Origin of the sequence: Nocardia sp. NPDC059180 (assembly GCF_042754945.1) — a bacterium.
GTDB lineage: Bacteria > Actinomycetota > Actinomycetes > Mycobacteriales > Mycobacteriaceae > Nocardia.
Genome location: NZ_JBHZBU010000009.1, coordinates 1 through 22,084, shown reverse-complemented (window position 1 = coordinate 22,084; position 22,084 = coordinate 1). Strand labels below are relative to the sequence as shown.

The window sequence follows — 22,084 nt, the reverse complement described above, 5'->3', positions numbered from 1 at the left end:
CAATGCCAGAAAAGAAGGAGCATCATGACCGAGGCGACTGACGCCGGCGCGGCTGTGGCTGCGAAGAACGGCACCTGGGGCACCGATCGTCCGATCGGGGTCGCGGTCCTCGGCATGGGCAATGTCGGGACCGAGGTGGTGCGCATCCTGCGTGAGCACACCGCCGATCTGGAATCGCGGGTCGGTGCGCCGGTGGTGCTGCGCGGGGTCGCGGTGCGCAATACCGCCGACCGTGGCATCCCCGATGAGCTGCTCACCACTGACGCCGACGCGCTCGTCGCGCGCGACGACGTCGATCTGGTGGTCGAGGTCATCGGCGGTATCGATCCGCCGCGCAGGCTGATCCTGGCCGCGCTCAACGCGGGCAAGTCCGTGGTGACCGCCAACAAGGCCCTACTGGCCGACTACACCGGCGAACTCGCCGCCGCCGCCGAACGCAGCCGCGCCGACCTCTACTTCGAGGCCGCAGTGGCCGGCGCCATCCCGGTGGTGCGCCCGCTCATCCAGTCGCTGGCCGGTGACCGGGTCAACCGGGTGGTCGGCATCGTCAACGGCACCACCAACTTCATCCTCTCCGCGATGGACGAGACCGGCGCCGACTATCACGACACCCTCGCCGAGGCGACCCGTCTCGGCTACGCCGAGGCCGACCCGACCGCCGATGTCGAGGGCTACGACGCCGCCGCCAAGGCCGCGATCCTGGCTTCGCTCGCCTTCCACACCCGGGTCACCGCCGCCGACGTCTACCGCGAGGGCATCTCCCGGATCACCTCCGAGGACCTGGAGACCGCCTCCGCGGTCGGCTGCACGGTGAAACTGCTCGCCATCTGCGAGCGGGTACCGGCAGGCCCCGGCGAGCCCGGACCCGAGGACGGCGGCAAGGAGCGGGTCTCGGTTCGCGTCTACCCGGCGCTCATCCCGCGCGAGCATCCGCTGGCCGCGGTGAACGGCGCCTTCAACGCGGTGGTCGTCGAGGCCGAGAACGCGGGCAGGCTGATGTTCTACGGCCAGGGTGCCGGTGGCGCCCCGACCGCGTCGGCGGTGCTCGGCGATCTGGTGATGGCGGCCCGCAACAAGTTCTATGGTGGCCGGGCTCCGGGCGAATCGGTTTATGCTGAGCTACCGATCGCGCCGATCGGTGACACACCCACCCGCTACCACGTGAACCTGCAGGTCGCCGACCGTGCGGGTGTGCTGCAGGCGGTCGCGGGTGAGTTCGCCGAACACGGGGTGAGCATCTCCACCGTCCGCCAGGAAGGCCACGGCGAAGGTGCGCGCCTCGTCGTCGTCACCCACCATGCGACGGAGTCGGCGCTCGCGGATACTGTGTCCGCGCTGGCGGAATTGCCGTCCGTCACCTCTGTGACCAGTGTTCTTAGATTGGAAGGCACCGAAGAATGAGTTCCACAGGCGCGGGAGTGGCCCACCAGACCGGAGTGCACTCCCGGTGGCCGGGTCTGATCACTGCCTACCGCGATCGGCTCGCGGTCGGTGCCGACTGGGAGCCGGTCACCCTCTTCGAGGGCGGCACCCCGCTGGTGCCCGCGACGCATCTGTCCGAGCTGACCGGTTGCGAGGTGTACCTCAAGGTCGAGGGCCTGAACCCGACCGGTTCGTTCAAGGACCGTGGCATGACCATGGCCATCACCGATGCCAAGTACCGCGGCCAGAAGGCCGTGCTGTGTGCCTCCACCGGCAACACCTCGGCGTCGGCCGCGGCCTACGCCACCAGGGCGGGCATGAGCTGTGCGGTGCTGATTCCCGAGGGCAAGATCGCGATGGGCAAGCTCGCCCAGGCCGTCATGCTCGGCGCGAAGGTCATCCAGGTGCAGGGCAACTTCGACGACTGCCTCGAGCTCGCCCGCAAGGTGACCTCGGAGTTCCCCGAGATCGGCCTGGTCAACTCGGTGAACCCGGCCCGTATCGAGGGCCAGAAGACCGCGTCGTTCGAGATCTGCGATGTGCTCGGCAAGGCACCGGACGTGCACGTGCTGCCGGTGGGCAACGCGGGCAACATCACCGCCTACTGGCGCGGTTACCGCGAGTACCACGCCGACGGTGTCACCACCTCGCTGCCGCGCATGCTCGGCGTGCAGGCCGCCGGTGCCGCCCCGCTGGTGAACGGTGCCCCGGTGAAGGATCCGGAGACCATCGCGACCGCGATCCGGATCGGCGCCCCGGCGTCCTGGAACAGCGCGGTCGAGGCCAAGGAGCAGTCCGGTGGCGCCTTCCGCGCGGCCACCGACGAAGAGATCCTTGCGGCCTACCGTCTGGTCGCCGCGACCGAGGGCGTGTTCGTCGAACCCGCGTCGGCGGCAAGCGTCGCGGGTCTGCTCGCCGCGCGCGACGAGGGCTGGCTCGACTCCGGCCTGACCGTCGTATGCACCGTGACCGGTAACGGCCTGAAGGATCCCGACACCGCGCTGCTGGGAATGCCGCAGGTCCAGGCGATTCCGGTCGACCCGGTCGCGGTCGCCACCGAACTCGAGCTGGCCTGAGTGACCGCGCGCGAGAGCCAGGTGATGACGCGGACGCTGCCCGCCGGTCTGTCGGTGACCGCGCGGGTACCCGCGTCCAGCGCCAACCTCGGCCCCGGATTCGATTCGCTCGGTATGGCATTGGGTATCTACGACGAGATCGAGGTACGCACCACCGATACCGGCCTCACCATCCGGGTCGAGGGTGAGGGCGCCGACGATGTGCCCTGGGGCCCTTCGCATCTGGTGGTGCGCGCGATCGAACGCGGACTCGAGTCGGCCGGAGTGTGGGCCGACGGCCTCGATGTGGTGTGCCGCAACGTGATTCCGCATTCGCGCGGTCTCGGATCGTCGGCGTCGGCGGTCGTCGGTGGGTTGGCCGCCGGCTGCGGCCTCGCCACGAAATTCGATCCCGAACTGACCGTCGATACCGATCGGCTGGTGCAGTTGGCCTCGGAATTCGAAGGTCATCCCGACAATGCGGCGGCCAGTGTGCTCGGCGGCATCGTGGTGTCCTGGTCGGAGACCGACCGTCCGGCCGACGCCGGACTCGATGGCGCCCAGGTGGAGCACCATAACCGGGCCTATCACGCGGTCCGGCTGAACCCGCATCCCGCGCTGCGTCCGGTGGTGCTGATCCCGCAGGACCGGTCCTCGACCGCGCACACCCGCGGCCTGCTGCCCGAGGTGGTGCCGCACGGCGACGCGGCGTTCAACGTCAGCCGGGCCGCCCTGGCCGTTGTGGCCCTGACCGAGCGTCCCGACCTGCTGATGCCCGCCACCGCCGACCGCCTGCACCAGGCGCAGCGCGCGCCCGCGCTACCGCTGACCACCACCTGGATCGCCCGGTTGCGGGCCGCGGGCATCGCCGCGACGGTGTCCGGCGCGGGCCCGACCGTGCTGGCCCTCACCACCTCGGAATTCCCCTCCGAGCTGCGTGAACTTGCCATCGCCGACGGCCTGCGGGTGGTCGAGCCCGGACTCGCCGAAGGCGTCGGCGTCCGCTGACGGCGAGTCCGCCTTGCCGAGCCTCACAGTTGCCAGCTATCCTGGGCAGGTCCGTACATCGTGCGCGTCAGACGCCGGTGCTTCATCAGGGCAATCGCTCCAGCAGGCTCCAGGCTCGAGCCTCCAGGCCATGGGGGTGTTGCGGAGCTACGCAACTGGAATGATCTCTCCCACCTTTTTCATGATCGGTGGCGAAGCCTCCGACTCCGACGGAGCAGGCGATACGGCTACACATCCGTGCCCGGCACAGCGACCGGTCTGCGGAACGAACCCTCGATACAGCACACGGCCCATCGAGGGAAGGAAAGGATCTCCGTGACAGATACGGACCTGCTCGCGACACCCGGGGTGGATTCCAACCCGCAGCCCTCGGGAGACCGCGATAGTGACTCCGGACAGATTTCGAAGATGAGCGAACAAACCGACGTCGCACGATCGGGGCTGACTGGAATGTTGTTGCCGCAGTTGCGCGCACTCGCGGGGGAGCTCGGTATCCGAGGAACCTCCGGTATGCGTAAGGGCGATCTTATCGCCGCCATCAAGGAAAATCAGGCCGGTAAAGCGGCGCCCGCGGACAAGCCGGCGCGTGGATCGGCCAAGTCCGCCACCAAGACCGAGGCGAAGAACGCCGCCACCGATGCCGCCCCGGCCCGCGCCGAGCAGCCGACTCTCGACGTCGCGCCCGCGCCCGCCGCTGAGGAATCTGCCGCCCCCGTCAAGGCCGCAGTGGCCCAGGCCGAGCAGGCCCCGGCCGGCGACGCCGCCAAGGACGCGCGCGCCAAAGACCAGACTTCCAAGAAGAATTCCGCCGACAACGCTGCCGGCGACAAGGCCGCGCCCGTCGCTGAGAACGCCGACGAGTCCGGTCGTGAGCAGGGTCAGCGTGGCCGTGGCAGGCAGCGCCGTGGCCGCGATCAGGCTCGCGGCGGTGCGAGTGGCGGCGGCGACACCGCCACCGAGACCCGCACCGACGAGTCCAAGCCGGAAGGTGACGGCGGCGAACGTCGTCGTGATCGTGGCCAGCAGTCGGGCCAGTCCGGTGACCGCGGTCAGACCGCCGGTGGCCGTGACGGAAACCGCGGTGGCGATAACCGTGGCGGCGATAACCGTGGCGGCGATAACCGTGGCGGCGATAACCGTGGTGGCGATCGCGGCGGTGACAACCGCGGCGGCGACGACGAGGAAGGCGGACGCGGTCGGCGCGGACGCCGGTTCCGCGAGCGTCGGCGCACCCGCGATCGTGACGGCAGCGGCGGCGGTGAGGCGCGTGAGCTCGAGATCCGCGAGGACGATGTCCTGCAGCCGGTCGCGGGCATTCTCGACGTCCTCGACAACTACGCGTTCGTGCGCACCTCCGGCTACCTGGCCGGACCGAACGATGTCTACGTCTCGATGAACCTGGTCCGCAAGAACGGCCTACGCCGTGGTGATGCCATCACCGGTGCGGTGCGCGCCCCGCGCGACGGTGAGCAGTCGAATCAGCGGCAGAAGTTCGATCCGCTGGTCCGTTTGGACACCGTCAACGGCGGTGATGTGGACGCGGCCAAGCGTCGCCCCGATTTCAACAAGCTGACCCCGCTCTACCCGAATCAGCGGCTGCGCCTGGAAACTCAGCAGAACAAGCTGACCACCAGGGTGATCGATCTGATCATGCCGATCGGTAAGGGCCAGCGCGCGCTGATCGTGTCCCCGCCCAAGGCCGGTAAGACCACGATCATGCAGGACATCGCCAACGCGATCGCGGTCAACAACCCCGAGGTCTACCTGATGGTGGTCCTGGTCGACGAGCGGCCCGAAGAGGTCACCGATATGCAGCGTTCGGTCAAGGGTGAGGTCATCGCCTCCACCTTCGACCGGCCGCCTGCCGATCACACCTCGGTCGCCGAGCTGGCGATCGAGCGGGCCAAGCGTCTGGTCGAGATGGGCAAGGACGTCGTCGTGCTGCTCGACTCGATCACCCGGCTCGGTCGCGCATACAACAACTCCTCGCCGGCTTCGGGCCGAATCCTTTCCGGTGGTGTGGATTCCACCGCGCTGTACCCGCCCAAGCGGTTCCTCGGCGCGGCCCGCAACATCGAGAACGGTGGCTCGCTGACGATCATCGCCACCGCCATGGTGGAGACCGGCTCGACCGGTGACACGGTGATCTTCGAGGAGTTCAAGGGCACCGGTAACGCCGAGCTCAAGCTGGACCGCAAGATCGCGGAACGGCGGGTGTTCCCTGCGGTGGATGTCGCTCCGTCCGGTACCCGTAAGGACGAACTACTGCTGAGCCCAGACGAAGCCGCGGTGCTGCACAAGCTGCGTCGCGTACTGTCCGGTCTGGACTCGCATCAGGCGATCGACCTGCTCATCGATCGTCTGAAGAAGAGCAAGAACAACCTGGAGTTCCTCATGCAGGTCTCCAAGACCGCGCCTGGTGCGCTCGACGAGTGATTCGCCGAACCGCCGCGCGGCGGTGAGCACGGCCTCGAGGGCTCCACTTCGGTGGGGCCCTCGAGCCGTTTCCGGGGCCGCACGCGAGCTGCGCGGCGCCCGGTCGGATGCCGGGGAGAAGAAGGCGACGCCGATCGCGGCGGCTCCCGCGATCAGAAAAGCGAGAATCAGTGCGGCGCCACCGAACGAGGTGCGCCGCGACGCCGCGGTGAGCGCGGTGTCGGAGGCCGGTGTGTGTCGTCGCTGCGTGTCCACGGGGTAGTCGGGTGCGGTCTCGGTCTCCGGTACGAATCCCGATTCCGCGGTCCGTTCCGGATTCGCCGAGGGCGGAGAGTCCGTACCACCCGGCGCGGCGAACCATCCCGCCACGACAGCCACGATCAGTGTGACCAGCACCGCGAGGGCCACACGGTTGTTCACTCGGCTGTTCAAAGGATTCTCCTTTCCATGTCTCGGCACGCCGACGTGCATCGGATTCCAACACTATGAACGGAGCTGTTCGTATTCTTGAGTAGCCGACTACCCGACTTCAGGGTTCCTCGAGTGCGGCTCGTGCGCGTCCCCCCAGTTCCTGGGGCGATAGCAAAGGGGGATTACTCGCCACGGGAACATCCCACCGTCCGGGGGCGTTCGATCGAGGTAGCGGTGACTCTGGCATACTGGATCGCCGTGCGTCCGCGCTGTTCGCGGACAATCCCGCCTAGTCGGCTCCGGTTCACGTTCGACGCTTCCCGCGCGAGCGACCCGGCGCCATTTTCGAGAGGACACCCATGAAGGCAGGAATCCACCCGACCTACGTCGACACCACCGTCGTCTGCGGTTGCGGAAACACCTTCCAGACCCGCTCCACCAAGGAATCCGGTCATATCACCGTCGAGGTCTGCTCGCAGTGCCACCCGTTCTACACCGGCAAGCAGAAGATCCTGGACACCGGCGGCCGCGTGGCCCGCTTCGAGGCCCGCTACGGCAAGCGTGCCGCGAAGAACGCCGAATCGAAGTAGCTTCCTCGCCGACGCCCGGTCCTGCACAGCAGGCCGGGCGTCGGCGCTTTTCTCGGTCCGACCACGAAACGAAGAGCACGAGAGGACGCCACCGTGACCCAGCCGTCCGCGATCGACGACATCCTGGCCGAGTACGCGGGCTTGGAGACCCAGCTCGCCGATCCGGCGCTGCACAACGACGCAGGCGCTGCCCGCCGCGTCGGTAAGCGGTTTGCCGAGCTCGCACCCGTGATGAGCACCTACCGGAAGCTGACGAGCGCGCGTGAGGACCTGGCCGCCGCCCGCGAGCTCGCCGCCGACGATGCCGCATTCGCCGCCGAGGTCCCCGACCTGGAACAGCAGGTCGGAGAGCTGGAGCAGGCGCTGACCGATCTGCTGGCCCCGCGCGACCCGCACGACGGCGACGATGTCGTGCTCGAGGTGAAGTCCGGTGAGGGTGGTGAGGAATCCGCGCTGTTCGCCTCCGACCTGGCCCGTATGTACGTGCGCTATGCCGAGCGTCACGGCTGGAAGGTCGAGATCCTCGACGCCACCTACTCCGACCTGGGCGGATACAAGGAGGCCACACTGTCGATCAAGAGCCGCGACGCCGCCCGCGACGGTGTGTGGTCCCGGTTCAAGTTCGAGGGTGGCGTGCACCGGGTGCAGCGGGTCCCGGTGACCGAATCGCAGGGCAGGGTGCACACCTCCGCCGCCGGCGTGCTGATCTATCCGGAGCCCGACGAGGTCGAGCAGGTGCAGATCGACGAGACCGATCTGCGCATCGACGTCTACCGCTCCTCCGGCAAGGGCGGTCAGGGCGTCAACACCACCGACTCCGCCGTTCGCATCACCCACCTGCCCTCCGGCATTGTGGTGACCTGCCAGAACGAGCGTTCCCAGCTGCAGAACAAGGCGCGTGCCATGCAGGTGCTTGCCGCCCGGCTGCAGGCGCTGGCCGAGGAGCAGGCCGATCAGGAAGCCGCGGCGGGCCGGGCCAGTCAGATCCGCACCGTCGACCGTTCCGAGCGGATCCGCACCTACAACTTCCCCGAGAACCGCATCGCCGACCATCGCATCGGTTTCAAGGCGCACAACCTCGACGCCGTCCTCGACGGAGATATGGACGCCCTGCTCGACGCGCTCGGCAAGGCTGACCGCGATGCCCGCATGGCCGCGGAGTGATGCGCGTTCGCGTCACGCCATGACCGGTCATCGGGCAGAGTCGAAGCCATGACACGCGCACCCTTGCGGCCTGCGCTCCTCGCGGCCGTCGAAACCCTGCGGGCTGCCGGCGTGCCGAGCCCGCGAGTCGACGCCGAACAGCTCGCCGCCCATGTCCTCGGGGTGCAGCGTTCGCGTCTGCTGCTCGCCCCGCTGCTCACCCCCGAGCAGCTGGCCGATCTGCGCGGTCTCGTCGAACGACGTGCGCAGCGAATTCCCTTGCAGCACTTGATCGGACATGCGGCCATGGGGCGCATCGACCTGGAGGTCGGGCCAGGGGTCTTCATTCCGCGGCCGGAGACCGAGCTGGTGTTCGCATGGGCGCTGGCGCACCTGGAGGCCGTGCGCCACGATCACGCGCCCATCGTCGTGGATCTGTGCACCGGCTCCGGGGCGCTGGCCCTTGCCATCGCGCATGCCCGTCCCGACGCCGAGGTGCACGCGGTCGAACTCGATCCGACGGCCCTGAGCTGGGCCAGGCGCAATGCCGACCTGCGCATCGCTGCGGGCGATACCGCCATCACCCTGCACGCCGACGACGCCACCGACCCCGGACTACTCACCGACCTGGACGGCAGGGCCGACATCGTCGTCTCCAACCCGCCCTACATTCCCGTCGGCGCCCGGCTCGACCCCGAGGTCGCCGACCACGATCCGCATATTGCCCTGTTCGGCGGCTCGGACGGGCTCGACGTCATCCGCGGTCTCGTTCCCGTCATCACCCGCTTGTTGCGCCCCGGCGGTGGCACCGCCATCGAACACGACGACAGCAACGGCTCCGCGCTGGCCACGCTGCTCAGCGACACCGGTGCGTTCACCGGCATCGCCGAACATCCGGACCTTGCGGGCAAGCCGCGCTTCGTCGCCGCCGTCCGTGGCTGACCCGACCGCAGTGCCCGCGAGCAGCCGTCTTGTGTGTGTCCCGGCACCCTGGTTTGCCCGTGGCGCGTGGCGAATTCGAGTTCGAGCCGGGGGCCGACGGCGCTGCGGCACCCGCGTGACAGGATGGGGGCCGTGAGTACCGTCTACGACTGCGCGGATCCCGACTCGCGCACCGCCGGACTGTCCGCCGCGACCAGCGCCCTGAAATCCGGACGGCTAGTCGTCATGCCCACCGACACGCTCTACGGCATAGCCGCCGACGCGTTCGACGGCCAGGCGGTGGCCGAGCTGCTCGCCGCCAAGCGGCGGGGGCGCGATATGCCGGTACCTGTGCTCGTCGGTTCCTGGCACACCATCGACGGCCTGGTCTTCTCGGTGCGGCCGCAGGCGCGGGAACTGATCCGGGCGTTCTGGCCGGGCGGGCTGAGTCTGGTTGTGCAGCAGGCGCCTTCGCTGGCCTGGGATCTCGGCGACACCAGGGGGACGGTCATGCTGCGGATGCCGCTGCACCCGGTCGCGCTGGATCTGCTGCGCGAGGTCGGTCCGCTGGCGGTGTCGAGCGCAAATGTCTCCGGGCAGCCACCCGCCACCACCGCAGACCAGGCACGCGCCCAACTCGGTGAGCACGTCGGGGTGTACCTCGACGGCGGCCCCGCCGAACACGCCACCGCCTCGACCATCGTCGACCTGACCGCGGACCAGCCGCGCATTCTGCGTGAGGGCGCGGTGTCGATCACCGATATCGCCGATGTGCTCGGTATGGCTCCCGAGGCCCTCACCGGGCCCGCTGCCCGGTGACCGGATGGCTGATCGGATGAGCGGGCGGTATCGCGAGTGATCGCGGTTCACGCGTTGGGTAGTACCGGTGCCGTCGTTCCGCTGCGTGAGCTGCTGCTCGTGCTGCTGGTCTCCACCGTGGTCACCTTTCTCGCCACCGGCGGGATCAGGGTGCTTGCCATCGGTTTCGGTGCCGTCGCCGTTCCGCGCGAGCGCGATGTGCACGTCAAGCCGATCCCGCGGATGGGCGGGGTCGGCATGTACCTCGGTGTGGTGGCGGCGGTGCTGTTCGCCCACCAGCTGCCCGCGCTGCGTCGCGGGTTCGATTACCGGCCCGATATCACCGCGGTGCTGGTCGCGGCGACGATCATCGTCGCGGTCGGCATCGTCGACGACCGCTGGGGCCTCGACGCGCTCACCAAATTCTCCGGCCAGGTCACGGCCGCCGGGGTGATGGCGGTGATGGGCCTGAGCTGGTACGTCATCTACAACCCGTTCAACAACGAAACCGTGGTGCTGGACGGGCTGCAGAGCGCGCTGGTGACGGTCGCGGTCGCGGTGACGCTGATCAACGCGATGAATTTCGTCGACGGCCTCGACGGCCTTGCCGCCGGCCTCGGCCTGATCTCCTCCATCGCGGTGTTCGCCTTCTCGGTCGGACTGCTCACCGAGCAGGGCGGCTCGGTCGACACCTACCCGCCGGCGATGCTGGCCGCCGCGTTGGCAGGCGCCTGCCTCGGCTTCCTGCCGCACAACTTCTCACCCGCGCGGATCTTCATGGGCGATTCCGGCTCGATGCTGATCGGGCTGGTGCTGGCCGCGGTATCGACCAGCGCCTCCGGGCGTATCCCGCTCACCGGATATGGTCCGCGCGACATCGTCGGTCTGCTGTCGCCGCTGCTGCTGGTCGGTGCGGTGATGTTCATCCCGGTTCTCGATCTGCTGCTCGCGATCGTGCGCCGGGTGCGGGCCGGGGTCAGCTTCTCCACGCCGGACAAGATGCACCTGCACCACCGGTTGCTCCAGATCGGCCACTCGCAGCGGCGCGTGGTCCTTCTGATCTATTTGTGGGTCGGCGTGCTGGCCTTCGGCGCCGTCGGCACCTCTCTGATGGACCGGCGTGTCGTCGTCCTGCTGATGGCGGGCGGACTGGTTTTCGCCCTGGTCGCAACGGCGGTTCCTGGGCTGCGCCGGGAGCGCGCCGGGGCCGCTGAACAGGCCGATCATCCCGGTGATCCGCAGGAGCCCGCCGGATGAGCTGATCGGTGCCGAACCCGGGCACGGGTAGAGTGCGGCTCGTGAGTTCGACACCGTATACAGACCCAGGCCCCGACGCCCCGCTGCGCGCCGCGTTGCGCTACGGCCTGGTCGGGCTCGTCGTGCTGACCGTGCTCGCGGTGGCGATCGCAGGCGCGGTCTCCGGTGCCGCGGGCGTCTGGGGCGCGCTGCTCGGCGCGGCCATCGGCGGCGGCTTCATCCTGACTACCGCCGCGGTGGTGCTTTTCGGCGCGAAACTGCCTCCCACCACGGCGGGGCTGGTGATGCTCGTCAGCTGGGCCGGCAAATTGCTTGTCGCCATGGTGGTTATCGCGATCTTGAATCAGTTCGATTTCTACGACCGGATCGCGCTGTTCCTGACCGTCATCGGCGCCCTGATCATCGTGCTCGGCGCGGAGACGTACGGCGTTCTGCGGCAGAAGGTTCCGTATGTGAATGTGCCTGATCGAGAGGCTGATCCGGGTACCGATCGGTAACAAATCGCACCCAGCTACACGCTGTCGTAGATAACTTGGTAAAGTCTTGGTAAGCAAGCGACCCTTCGGGGGGATCACCACGATCTCGCCAGGTGACGCTATGCTACTGCCGTGCCGGGCTCCGCAGAGTTCCGGTTCTGCATGTCGACGACGTCGCCGACACACGTACAGACGCCCGAGCGGGTATGCCGCGCAGCTGCTGACGAACTTCGAGCCGACCTGAGTCGACCCACATTGATCGTCAATGTCCGATCGAACCGCGGGAACGACCGAACCCGCGGCCCGAACACGGGAGAGAACGCTGAGCGTCACCACTTTGGCCGCGGAATTTCACGCGCCATCGCTAACCGACTTTTTCCCTCCGGCGGTGCTGTTCGAGGGAACGCCGTTCGAACTCGATCGCTTGATGCTCATTCGCATCCTGATGACGGCGGTCCTGATCGGCCTTATGGCGCTGGCCTTCCGCTCGCCGCGGATCGTTCCGCGTGGCCTGCAGAACGTCGCCGAGATCGGTCTGGTCTTCGTCAAGGAGCAGATCTGCGAAGAGATTCTCGGTAAGGAAACCGGGCGCAAGTTCTTCCCGCTCATCGCGACGATCTTCTTCACCGTCCTTTTCCTGAATTTCTCCAGCATCATCCCGTTCTTGAATATCTCCTCGAACGCGCGGATCGGTATGCCGCTGGTTCTGGCCGCGATCGCCTACATCGCGTTCAACTACGTCGGCATCAAGAAGTACGGCTTCTGGAAGTACATGCGTAGCAGCATCGTGGTGCCGAACGTGCCGCCCGCGCTGCATGTGCTGCTGATTCCGATCGAATTCGTCTCGACCTTCATCCTGCGTCCGTTCACGCTGACCGTCCGACTCATGGCCAATATGCTGGCCGGTCACATCATGCTGGTGCTGTTCTTCAGCTCCACCTGGTTCTTCCTGTTCGACGCAGCCAACTGGATGAAGGTGTTCTCGCCGTTCTCGCTGCTGGCGGGAATCGGGTTCACGATGTTCGAGATGTTGGTCATCTTCCTGCAGGCCTACGTGTTTGCACTGCTGACCGCCGTGTACATCGGCCTGGCCGAGCACGCAGATTCCCACTGACCGCACTGAATAATCACTGGAGACCTGCTACACCGCGCCGACCGGCGGGTGAGCAACAGAAAGGGAAAGAAGACTCATGAGCCTCTCGTACCTGGCCCAGGAAGCTGCCAACGAGTCGACGCTTAAGGGCCTCGGCGCCGTCGGCTACGGTCTGGCCGCCATCGGCCCGGGCATCGGCGTCGGCATCGTCGTCGGTAAGGCGATCGAGGGTATCGCCCGCCAGCCCGAGCTGCAGGGCACCATCCGTACCAATATGTTCCTCGGTATCGCCTTCACCGAGGCGCTGGCCCTGATCGGCCTCGTCGCCGGCTTCATCTTCTGATTCCGATGTACAACATTTCTGTACTCGCAGCGGAGGGCGGAGAGGATGTGAATCCTCTCCTCCCCGAAACGTACGACATCGTCTGGTCGATCGTCTGCGTCGCGGTAATCGCGGTGCTGTTCTACAAGTTGGTCGTTCCGCGCCTGACCAAGGTGCTCGACGAACGTAGCGACAAGATCGAGGGCGGTATCGCCAAGGCCGAGGCCGCGCAGGAAGAAGCTCAGCTCACCCTGCAGCAGTACCAGCAGCAGCTGGCCGACGCTCGTCTCGAAGCCGCACGCATCCGTGAGGACGCGCGCACCCAGGGCCAGCAGATCCTCGCGCAGATGCGCACGGAGGCCCAGGCCGAGAGCGACCGCATCGTGGCCGCGGGCCACTCCCAGCTGGAAGCCCAGCGCCAGCAGATCCTGACCGAACTGCGCTCCGAGGTCGGCCGCACCGCGGTTGATCTGGCCGAGAAGGTCATCGGGCAGTCGGTTTCGGACGAGGCCAAGCAGGCGGCGTCGATCGAGAAGTTCCTCAGCGAACTCGACGACACCGACGCCGGCATCGGGGTCGGAAGGTAGCGACGCGAAAGTGAGAAGCATGTACGCAGCGAGCCGCGAGGCCAGCTCCCGTTCGCGGGAAGCGCTTCGGGCCGCTCTGACCGGAAGCGACAGTGTTGCCGCGACGACGGGTTCGGAACTGTTCGCCGTCGTCGCCGTGCTGGACGACCAGCGTTCGCTGCGTGTTGCGCTCGCGGACGTGTCGGTGCCCGGTTCGGTACGCGCCGAACTGAGCGAGCGGGTCTTCGGCGGAAAGGTCAGCGTCGCCACCCTTGCGGTGCTGACCACCGCGGTGGCCCAGGACTGGTCCCGCACCGCCGACTTGGTCGACACCCTGGTGTTGCTCGGCCAGGAGGCACTGCTGGAGTCGGCCGCCGACAGCGGCAGACTCGACGCGGTCGAGGACGAGCTGTTCCGGCTCGGCCGGATCATCGCCGACAACCCCGACCTCGAGCAGGCACTGTCGGATCGCGCGAAGCCGGCCTCGGCGCGGCGTGAACTGATCACCCGTCTGCTGACCGGCAAGGCCGAGCCCATCACCGTCACCCTCGCGGAGCAGGCGGTGACCAGGCAGAGTTCCGGTCTCGGCGTGGCCTTCGACGAGTTGTCCGACCTGGCAGCGTCGCGGCGCGACCAGATCGTCGCGCACGTGCGGGCCGCGATCGCCCTGACCGCGCCGCAGCGGGAGCGGCTTTCCGCCTCCCTGCAGCGCATCTACGGCAAGCCGGTCACGGTGCACGTGCAGGTCGACGCGAGTCTGCTGAGCGGCCTCGTCGTGCACGTCGGTGACGATGTGATCGACGGCAGCGCCGTGGGCCGACTGGAGCGGCTGCGCCGCGAACTGGCGTAACCCGCCAAACCCCCCGACATTCGAGACCAGACAGCGAGAGCAGGAAGAACATGGCGGAGCTGACGATCTCCTCCGACGAGATCCGTAGCGCGATCGAGAGCTACACCCAGAGCTACACCCCCGAGACCTCCATCGAAGAAGTCGGTGTGGTCACCGATACCAGCGACGGCATCGCGCATGTCTCCGGCCTGCCCTCGGCAATGGCCAACGAGCTGCTCGAGTTCCCGGGCGGCGTGCTCGGCGTGGCGCTGAACCTCGAGGACCGCGAGATCGGTGCGGTCATCCTCGGCGAGTTCGCCGAGATCGAAGAGGGCCAGCAGGTCCGCCGGACCGGCGACGTGCTCTCGGTCCCGGTCGGCGACAAGTTCCTCGGTCGCGTGGTCAACCCGCTCGGCCAGCCGATCGACGGCCTCGGCGAGATCGAGGCCGATGACCGCCGCGTGCTCGAGCTGCAGGCCGCTTCGGTGCTGGAGCGCCAGCCGGTCGAGGAGCCGATGGCCACCGGTATCACCGCCATCGACGCCCTGACCGCGATCGGCCGTGGCCAGCGTCAGCTGGTCATCGGTGACCGCAAGACCGGCAAGACCGCGGTCTGCATCGACGCGATCCTGAACCAGAAGGCGAACTGGGAGTCGGGCGACCCCAAGAAGCAGATGCGCTGCATCTACGTCGCCATCGGTCAGAAGGGCTCCACCATCGCCGGCGTGAAGTCCGCGCTCGAGGAGCACGGCGCGATGGAATACACCACCATCGTTGCGGCCCCGGCCTCCGACTCCGCCGGCTTCAAGTGGCTGGCCCCCTACACCGGCTCGGCCATCGGCCAACACTGGATGTACGAGGGCAAGCACGTCCTGATCGTGTTCGACGACCTGACCAAGCAGGCCGAGGCCTACCGCGCCATCTCGCTGCTGCTGCGTCGTCCGCCGGGCCGCGAGGCGTACCCCGGCGACGTCTTCTACCTGCACTCCCGTCTGCTGGAGCGTTGCGCGAAGCTGTCCGACGAGATGGGCGCCGGCTCGATGACCGGTCTGCCGATCATCGAGACCAAGGCCGGTGACGTCTCGGCGTTCATCCCGACCAACGTCATCTCCATCACCGACGGTCAGGTCTTCCTCGAGTCCGACCTGTTCAACAAGGGTGTCCGCCCGGCGATCAACGTCGGTACCTCGGTCTCCCGTGTCGGTGGCGCCGCCCAGACCAAGGCCATGAAGAAGGTCGCCGGTTCGCTGCGTCTGGAGCTGGCCCAGTTCCGTGAGCTGGAGGCGTTCTCCGCCTTCGCCTCCGACCTGGATGCCGCCTCGAAGGCGCAGCTCGAGCGTGGCGCCCGCTGGGTCGAGCTGCTCAAGCAGGACCAGTACTCGCCGGTCTCGGTCGAGGATCAGGTCGTCTCGATCTTCCTGGTGGACAAGGGCTACTTCGACTCGGTTCCGGCCGGCGACATCCGTCGCTTCAACCGCGAGCTGCTCGAAGACCTGCATCGCAACGCCCAGGACGCGTTCGACTCGCTGCAGGGTGGCGCCAAGCCGCTCGACGGCGATGCGGCCGAGGCCATCACGACGGCCACCGACCAGTTCAAGCAGGGCTTCCTCGCCTCCGACGGCAGCCGCGTCGTGAACGAGCCTGCCGCAGGCGAGCTCGATCATGAAGAGGTCGAGAACCTGTCGGTCACCCGCAAGCACGTCGAGAAGTAATCGGCGGTCGGTGATGGCATTTACGATTCTCGGCGGGAGCGTAAGGCACGCGTGCGGTAGCACGTTGCCCAGTGCTCGTTGTCGATTCACTGCTCCCCGCGTCGGCGGGGATGAGCCAGGAGGGTGAACCGTGGCAACTTTGCGTGAATTGCGCTCCCGCATTCGTAGCGTGAATTCGACCAAGAAGATCACCAAGGCGCAGGAGCTGATCGCGACCTCGCGCATCACCAAGGCTCAGGCCCAGGTCGCGGCTGCCAAGCCGTACGCCGAGGAGATCACCAAGGCGCTGGCCGAGCTTGCGAGTGCGTCGAAGAACCTGTCGCACCCGCTGCTGACCGAGCGGGAGAACCCGCGCCGGGCGGCGGTGCTGGTGATCAGCAGTGACCGCGGCATGTGCGGCGGTTACAACTCGAACGTGTTCCGGCGCGCCGAAGAGCTGATGACCACCTTGCGCAGCGAGGGCAAGGAGCCGGTGCTGTATGTGATGGGCAACAAGGGCCTCACGTACTACACCTTCCGCGACCGCGAGCCGATGGCGTCGTGGACCGGGTTCTCGCAGCAGCCGAAGTACACCGATGCTTCGGTGGCCTGCCGCCACCTGGTCGATGCCTTCATGGCCGGCGCCGACGGTGAGGTGCCGCACCCCAACGGGACCGGCGACATCGCGGGCGTCGATGAACTGCACATCGTGTACACGCGTTTCGTGTCGATGTTGACCCAGACCCCTGAGGTGCGCCGCCTGGCGCCGATCCAGGTGAGCTTCGTCGACGAGAACTTCGACATGGGTGAGGACTCGTTCGTCGATTCGGCGACTGCGGATCCGCAGGCGCAGTACGAATTCGAGCCCGACGCCGATGTGCTGCTGGCGGCCCTGCTGCCGAAGTACATCAATACGCGTATCTACTCATCGTTGCTCGAGGCAGCGGCATCCGAGTCCGCGGCTCGGCGCACCGCAATGAAGGCGGCCACCGATAACGCCAACGAACTGGCAAGCGTGCTTCAGCGCGAAGCCAACTCGGTGCGTCAGGCCCACATCACGCAGGAAATCAGCGAAATCGTCGGCGGCGTCAACGCGCTGGCGTCGAGCTCGGACCGCGACTAAGAGCGCAGGAAGAGAACCAATCCAAATGACCGCAGCTGTCACACAAGACAACTCGAGCCGGACCGGCGCTGCTGCAGGCCGCGTCATCCGGGTCATCGGCCCCGTCGTGGACGTCGAGTTCCCGCGTGGTGCCATCCCCGAGCTGTTCAACGCTCTGCACGCCGAGATCGCCCTGGCCTCGGTTGCCAAGACCCTGACCCTCGAGGTCGCCCAGCACCTCGGTGACAACATCGTGCGCACCATCTCGATGCAGCCCACCGACGGCCTGGTCCGTGGCGCCACCGTCACCGACACCGGCAAGCCGATCTCGGTGCCGGTCGGCGACATCGTCAAGGGTCACGTCTTCAACGCCCTCGGCGACTGCCTGGACAGCCCTGGCCTCGGCCGCGACGGCGAGCAGTGGGGCATCCACCGCAAGCCGCCGAGCTTCGACCAGCTCGAAGGTAAGACCGAGCTGCTCGAAACCGGCATCAAGGTCATCGACCTGCTGACCCCGTACGTGAAGGGCGGCAAGATCGGTCTGTTCGGTGGTGCCGGTGTCGGCAAGACCGTGCTGATCCAGGAGATGATCACCCGTATCGCGCGTGAGTTCTCCGGTACGTCGGTGTTCGCCGGCGTCGGTGAGCGCACCCGTGAGGGCACCGACCTGCACCTGGAAATGGAAGAGATGGGCGTCCTCCAGGACACCGCCCTCGTCTTCGGCCAGATGGACGAGCCGCCCGGCACGCGTATGCGCGTCGCCCTCTCGGCCCTGACCATGGCCGAGTACTTCCGCGACGTGCAGCACCAGGACGTGCTGCTGTTCATCGACAACATCTTCCGGTTCACCCAGGCCGGTTCCGAGGTCTCGACCCTGCTGGGCCGTATGCCTTCGGCCGTGGGTTACCAGCCGACGCTGGCCGACGAGATGGGTGAGCTCCAGGAGCGCATCACCTCGACCCGTGGTCGCTCGATCACCTCGCTGCAGGCGATCTACGTCCCCGCCGACGACTACACCGACCCGGCGCCTGCGACCACCTTCGCCCACCTGGATGCGACGACCGAGCTTTCCCGCCCGATCTCGCAGAAGGGCATCTACCCGGCCGTCGACCCGCTGACCTCGACCTCCCGCATCCTGGAGGCCTCGATCGTCGGTGATCGGCACTTCGCCGTGGCCAACGAGGTCAAGCGGATCCTGCAGAAGTACAAGGAACTGCAGGACATCATCGCCATCCTCGGTATGGACGAGCTCTCCGAAGAGGACAAGGTCCTCGTCGGCCGCGCCCGTCGCCTGGAGAAGTTCCTGGGTCAGAACTTCATCGTCGCCGAGAAGTTCACCGGTCAGCCGGGTTCGGTGGTTCCGCTGGAGCAGACCATCGACGACTTCGACCGCGTGTGCAAGGGCGAGTTCGACCACTTCCCGGAGCAGGCGTTCAACTCCTGCGGTGGTCTCGACGACGTCGAGGCGGCCGCCAAGAAGATCGCCGGAAAGTAGTCACCGATGGCCGATATGTCAGTTGATCTCGTCGCCGTCGAACGGCTGCTCTGGTCCGGCCGGGCGTCGTTCGTCAGCGCGCAGACCACCGAAGGCCAGATCGGCATCATGGCAGGCCATGAGCCGCTGCTGGGCCAGCTGGTCGAAGGCGGAACGGTGACCATCGTCGATACCGACGGTCAGCGCATCGTCGCGGCGGTGCACGGCGGGTTCTTCTCGGTCACCGGCGACTCGGTGCGGGTACTGGCCGAGACCGCCGAGTTCGCCGGCGAGGTCGATATCGAGGCGGCCCGTAAGGTGCTCGCCGAGGGTACGGCCTCCGAGGAAGAACAGCGGGTGGCGCAGGGCCGGGTACGCGCGGTCGAACAGAACACGCACGCCTGAGGCCCGGGCGCTCGCGTAGCGTCCAAGCGGCACAACAGAATCGAACACGACACTGCCGGTGGCGATCTCGCCACCGGCAGTGTCGTTTCTGTCCCCACTCTCGCAAACCATGCGATCTGGGCGGTACGTTATCCGACAAGCCCGGCCCATTTGTACACTCGAGTCCGTGATTGAATGACCGGGTTCGGTCGACGGGGCGGGGTTCGATCGATATGGCGAACGAAGGGATGGACGGCATTGCAGACCGGGATGGTTCTTCTGATCATTCTGGTATGTCTGCTGGTCGCCCTTGCCCTTGCGTCGACCTATCGCCTGGTGATGTTGCGTCGCGGCGGTACAGCCGCGATCCTGCGGGTGCTTCCGGCCCGCGGTGGCGAGCGCTGGCGGCACGGATTGATCCGGTACGACGAGGACCGGCTCGTTTTCTACAAGCTGTCGAGCCTCAAACTCGGACCGGATTCGGTGATTCACCGGCGCGGCATCGAGGTCGGTGAGCGGCGCGGGCCCCGCGGTGACGAATACGACATCATGACCGACGAAATCGCGGTGATCGCGGTATCGGATACACAAGGCAGCTTCGAGTTGGCGTTGGATCGCGGCTCGCTGGCTGCCTTTTTGTCATGGGTGGAGTCCCGGCCCTCCGACCGAGCCCGCAGACTGCGCGGCCATTGACAGTGGGCGCCGGTAAGGGCGCCAGCGTTTAAGGTGGTCGTGTGAGCGTGCATCTGACCCGGATCTACACCCGGACCGGGGACGACGGGACCACCGGGTTGAGCGATTTCTCCCGCGTGGCCAAAACCGATCCGCGTTTGATCGCCTACGCCGACTGCGATGAGGCCAATGCCGCGATCGGCGTCGCCCTCGCGGTGGGCGATCCCGCGCCGCGGATCCTCGCGGTCCTGCGTCAGGTGCAGAACGACCTGTTCGACGCGGGCGCGGATCTGTCTACGCCGATCGTCGAGGCGCCGAAGTACCCTCCGCTGCGCATCACACAGCCCTATATCGATCGGCTGGAAGCCTGGTGCGACGAGTTCAACGCCGAGCTCACCCCACTGAACTCGTTCATCCTTCCAGGTGGCACACCCTTGGCCGCACAGCTGCACGTGGCCCGCACCGTGGCGCGCCGCGCCGAACGTTCGGCCTGGGCCGCGGTCGAAGCTCATCCCGACGACACCGGTACGCTGCCCGCTCGGTACCTGAATCGACTGTCGGACCTGCTGTTCATCCTCGGCAGGGTGGCCAATCCCGGTGGCGATGTGCTGTGGCAGCCCGGTGGGGGTGCCGAGCCCGCGGCCGGCGACGACTAGTTCACCGGTTCAGCGCTCGGTGCCCGATCGCCGGGAGCCGATAGAGCATTATCCTTGCACTCAGTGGTGCGCCGAAGACGCGGAGAGGCGGCATGGAACGTTTTCTGGTAACTGGCGGGAATCGGCTCGTCGGTGAGGTCGCGGTCGGGGGCGCCAAGAACAGCGTCCTCAAGTTGATGGCCGCGGCCCTGCTGGCCGAGGGCACCACAACCATCACCAACTGCCCCGACATTCTCGATGTACCGCTGATGGCGGATGTACTGCGCGGCCTCGGCTGCGATGTGGTGATCGAGGGCTCGGTGGTCAGCATCGATACCCCGGCCGAACCCAAATATCACGCCGACTTCCCGGCGGTGACCCAGTTCCGCGCCTCCGTCTGTGTGCTCGGCCCGCTGATGGCGCGCTGCAGGCGCGCGGTCGTCGCGCTGCCCGGTGGTGACGCCATCGGTTCCCGTCCCTTGGACATGCATCAGGCCGGACTGCGCCTACTCGGCGCGACCAGCGAGATCGAGCACGGTTGCGTGGTGGCCCGCGCCGACGAGCTGCAGGGCGCCCGGATCCGGCTCGACTTCCCGTCCGTCGGTGCGACCGAGAACATCCTCATGGCCGCGGTGCTGGCCGAGGGGGAGACGGTGATCGACAATGCCGCGCGCGAACCCGACATCGTCGACCTGTGCAACATGCTGGTGCAGATGGGTGCGCGGATCAGTGGCGCGGGCACCTCGGTGCTCACCATCGACGGCGTCGAGCGGCTCTCGCCCACCACCCACCGGGTGATCGGCGACCGCATCGTCGCGGCCACCTGGGGAATCGCGGCCGCGATGACCATGGGTGATGTCCGGGTGACCGGGATCAACCCCAAGCATCTGTCGCTGGTGTTGGACAAGCTGCGTTCGGCGGGCGCCCGGATCTCCTTCGAACCCGACGGTTTCCGTGTGGTGCAGCCCGAACGTCCGCGTGCGGTGAACTTCTCGACGCTGCCGTTCCCCGGTTTCCCCACCGACCTGCAGCCGATGGCGATCGGCCTCGCTGCCATCTCCGACGGCACCTCGATGATCACCGAGAACATCTTCGAGGCGCGGTTCCGTTTCGTGGAGGAAATGATCCGCCTCGGCGCCGATGCGCGCACCGATGGTCATCATGCGGTGGTGCGCGGGATTCCGCGGTTGTCGAGTGCGCCCGTGTGGTCGTCCGATATTCGGGCTGGTGCGGGTCTGGTGCTGGCCGGCCTTGTCGCCGACGGCACGACCGAAGTGCACGACGTCTTCCATATCGACCGCGGATACCCGGACTTCGTCGAGCAGTTGCAGGCGCTCGGTGGCCAGGTGCAGCGGGTGGGCGTCACCGAATGACCGGCTTCAGATCGCCGCTACGGCAACGGGAGCGGGGAAGCGATCCGAAATCATCGCTGAAAACCCTTCCTGACCAGGCGATTTGACATTGCAAATGTAGCCACGTAACTTTATTCAAGTCAGAGCGACACGGACACCGACCCGGGGCCCAGGAGCTGAGCGGAAACGCTGAGCGAGAGGCCGGGGATAACGAGGTAGTACGAGGAGCGCCTGGCAATCACACTAGCTGGACCGAGAGCCCCGATTTGCATTCGGGTCTGCGGCCGGGCTAAGCTGTAAAAGTTGCCTCACCGATCAACCAGGTTAAATCTTGCGAGATAGTGTGTGCGTGTGTTCTTTGAGAACTCAATAGTGTGTCGATGAATGTCAGTGCCAATTATTATATTGGTTCCGGCCTCTCATACCCCCCGGTTGACGAGGTCGGAC

The 22,084-nt window shown here is 66.9% G+C and carries 21 protein-coding genes; all 21 read left to right on the top strand.

Annotated features, from left to right (window positions below; translation table 11 throughout):
* The first annotated feature begins 24 nt into the window (after nt 1-24).
* A complete protein-coding gene (locus tag ACFXNW_RS24505) occupies nt 25-1,401 on the top strand; it encodes a homoserine dehydrogenase (RefSeq protein WP_379420135.1) in 1,377 nt (458 codons plus the stop codon).
* On the top strand, nt 1,398-2,498 hold the full coding sequence (gene thrC / locus ACFXNW_RS24500; protein ID WP_379420134.1) for a threonine synthase: 1,101 nt from the start codon (nt 1,398-1,400) through the stop codon (nt 2,496-2,498). The genes ACFXNW_RS24505 and thrC overlap by 4 nt, the downstream gene beginning before the upstream one ends.
* Nucleotides 2,499-2,522: 24 nt before the next feature.
* Nucleotides 2,523-3,485 (top strand): homoserine kinase, encoded by a 963-nt coding sequence (gene thrB / locus ACFXNW_RS24495; RefSeq protein WP_379420375.1) that lies wholly within the window; start codon nt 2,523-2,525, stop codon nt 3,483-3,485.
* A gap of 315 nt (nt 3,486-3,800) precedes the next feature.
* On the top strand, nt 3,801-5,921 hold the full coding sequence (gene rho, locus ACFXNW_RS24490) for a transcription termination factor Rho (protein WP_379420133.1): 2,121 nt from the start codon (nt 3,801-3,803) through the stop codon (nt 5,919-5,921).
* A 770-nt stretch (nt 5,922-6,691) separates the two neighbouring features.
* The gene (gene rpmE, locus ACFXNW_RS24485) at nt 6,692-6,922 is read left to right on the top strand and encodes a 50S ribosomal protein L31 (RefSeq protein ID WP_163826033.1); all 231 of its coding nucleotides are present in this window, start codon (nt 6,692-6,694) and stop codon (nt 6,920-6,922) included.
* 93 nt (nt 6,923-7,015) lie between these two features.
* Nucleotides 7,016-8,086, top strand: coding sequence for a peptide chain release factor 1 (prfA, locus tag ACFXNW_RS24480; RefSeq protein WP_379420132.1), 1,071 nt, complete (start codon nt 7,016-7,018; stop codon nt 8,084-8,086).
* Nucleotides 8,087-8,134: 48 nt separating this feature from the next.
* Complete coding sequence (gene prmC, locus ACFXNW_RS24475) at nt 8,135-9,007, top strand: peptide chain release factor N(5)-glutamine methyltransferase (RefSeq protein ID WP_379420131.1); 873 nt, start codon at nt 8,135-8,137, stop codon at nt 9,005-9,007.
* 132 nt (nt 9,008-9,139) lie between these two features.
* Nucleotides 9,140-9,805, top strand: a complete 666-nt coding sequence (locus ACFXNW_RS24470) for an L-threonylcarbamoyladenylate synthase (protein WP_379420130.1) — start codon at nt 9,140-9,142, stop codon at nt 9,803-9,805.
* Nucleotides 9,806-9,859: 54 nt separating this feature from the next.
* On the top strand, nt 9,860-11,041 hold the full coding sequence (locus ACFXNW_RS24465; protein ID WP_379420129.1) for an MraY family glycosyltransferase: 1,182 nt from the start codon (nt 9,860-9,862) through the stop codon (nt 11,039-11,041).
* A gap of 32 nt (nt 11,042-11,073) precedes the next feature.
* A complete protein-coding gene (locus tag ACFXNW_RS24460; protein ID WP_379420374.1) occupies nt 11,074-11,538 on the top strand; it encodes a hypothetical protein in 465 nt (154 codons plus the stop codon).
* Between the two features lie 244 nt (nt 11,539-11,782).
* Nucleotides 11,783-12,631 (top strand): F0F1 ATP synthase subunit A, encoded by an 849-nt coding sequence (gene atpB / locus ACFXNW_RS24455; protein WP_379420128.1) that lies wholly within the window; start codon nt 11,783-11,785, stop codon nt 12,629-12,631.
* Between the two features lie 76 nt (nt 12,632-12,707).
* Entirely contained in the window at nt 12,708-12,953 is a 246-nt protein-coding gene (locus tag ACFXNW_RS24450; protein ID WP_011207590.1) for an ATP synthase F0 subunit C, read from the top strand.
* A 5-nt stretch (nt 12,954-12,958) separates the two neighbouring features.
* Entirely contained in the window at nt 12,959-13,519 is a 561-nt protein-coding gene (locus ACFXNW_RS24445) for a F0F1 ATP synthase subunit B (protein WP_379420127.1), read from the top strand.
* A 19-nt stretch (nt 13,520-13,538) separates the two neighbouring features.
* Nucleotides 13,539-14,348 (top strand): F0F1 ATP synthase subunit delta, encoded by an 810-nt coding sequence (locus ACFXNW_RS24440; protein WP_379420126.1) that lies wholly within the window; start codon nt 13,539-13,541, stop codon nt 14,346-14,348.
* Nucleotides 14,349-14,398: 50 nt separating this feature from the next.
* Nucleotides 14,399-16,039 (top strand): F0F1 ATP synthase subunit alpha, encoded by a 1,641-nt coding sequence (atpA, locus tag ACFXNW_RS24435; protein ID WP_379420125.1) that lies wholly within the window; start codon nt 14,399-14,401, stop codon nt 16,037-16,039.
* A gap of 130 nt (nt 16,040-16,169) precedes the next feature.
* Complete coding sequence (locus ACFXNW_RS24430; protein WP_379420124.1) at nt 16,170-17,141, top strand: F0F1 ATP synthase subunit gamma; 972 nt, start codon at nt 16,170-16,172, stop codon at nt 17,139-17,141.
* A 25-nt stretch (nt 17,142-17,166) separates the two neighbouring features.
* Nucleotides 17,167-18,615, top strand: coding sequence for a F0F1 ATP synthase subunit beta (gene atpD, locus ACFXNW_RS24425; RefSeq protein ID WP_379420123.1), 1,449 nt, complete (start codon nt 17,167-17,169; stop codon nt 18,613-18,615).
* Between the two features lie 6 nt (nt 18,616-18,621).
* Complete coding sequence (locus ACFXNW_RS24420) at nt 18,622-18,999, top strand: F0F1 ATP synthase subunit epsilon (protein ID WP_379420122.1); 378 nt, start codon at nt 18,622-18,624, stop codon at nt 18,997-18,999.
* A 249-nt stretch (nt 19,000-19,248) separates the two neighbouring features.
* The gene (locus tag ACFXNW_RS24415) at nt 19,249-19,671 is read left to right on the top strand and encodes a DUF2550 domain-containing protein (protein ID WP_175583222.1); all 423 of its coding nucleotides are present in this window, start codon (nt 19,249-19,251) and stop codon (nt 19,669-19,671) included.
* A 41-nt stretch (nt 19,672-19,712) separates the two neighbouring features.
* Entirely contained in the window at nt 19,713-20,306 is a 594-nt protein-coding gene (locus ACFXNW_RS24410) for a cob(I)yrinic acid a,c-diamide adenosyltransferase (protein WP_379420121.1), read from the top strand.
* Between the two features lie 92 nt (nt 20,307-20,398).
* On the top strand, nt 20,399-21,658 hold the full coding sequence (gene murA, locus ACFXNW_RS24405; RefSeq protein ID WP_379420120.1) for a UDP-N-acetylglucosamine 1-carboxyvinyltransferase: 1,260 nt from the start codon (nt 20,399-20,401) through the stop codon (nt 21,656-21,658).
* Nucleotides 21,659-22,084: the final 426 nt, after the last annotated feature.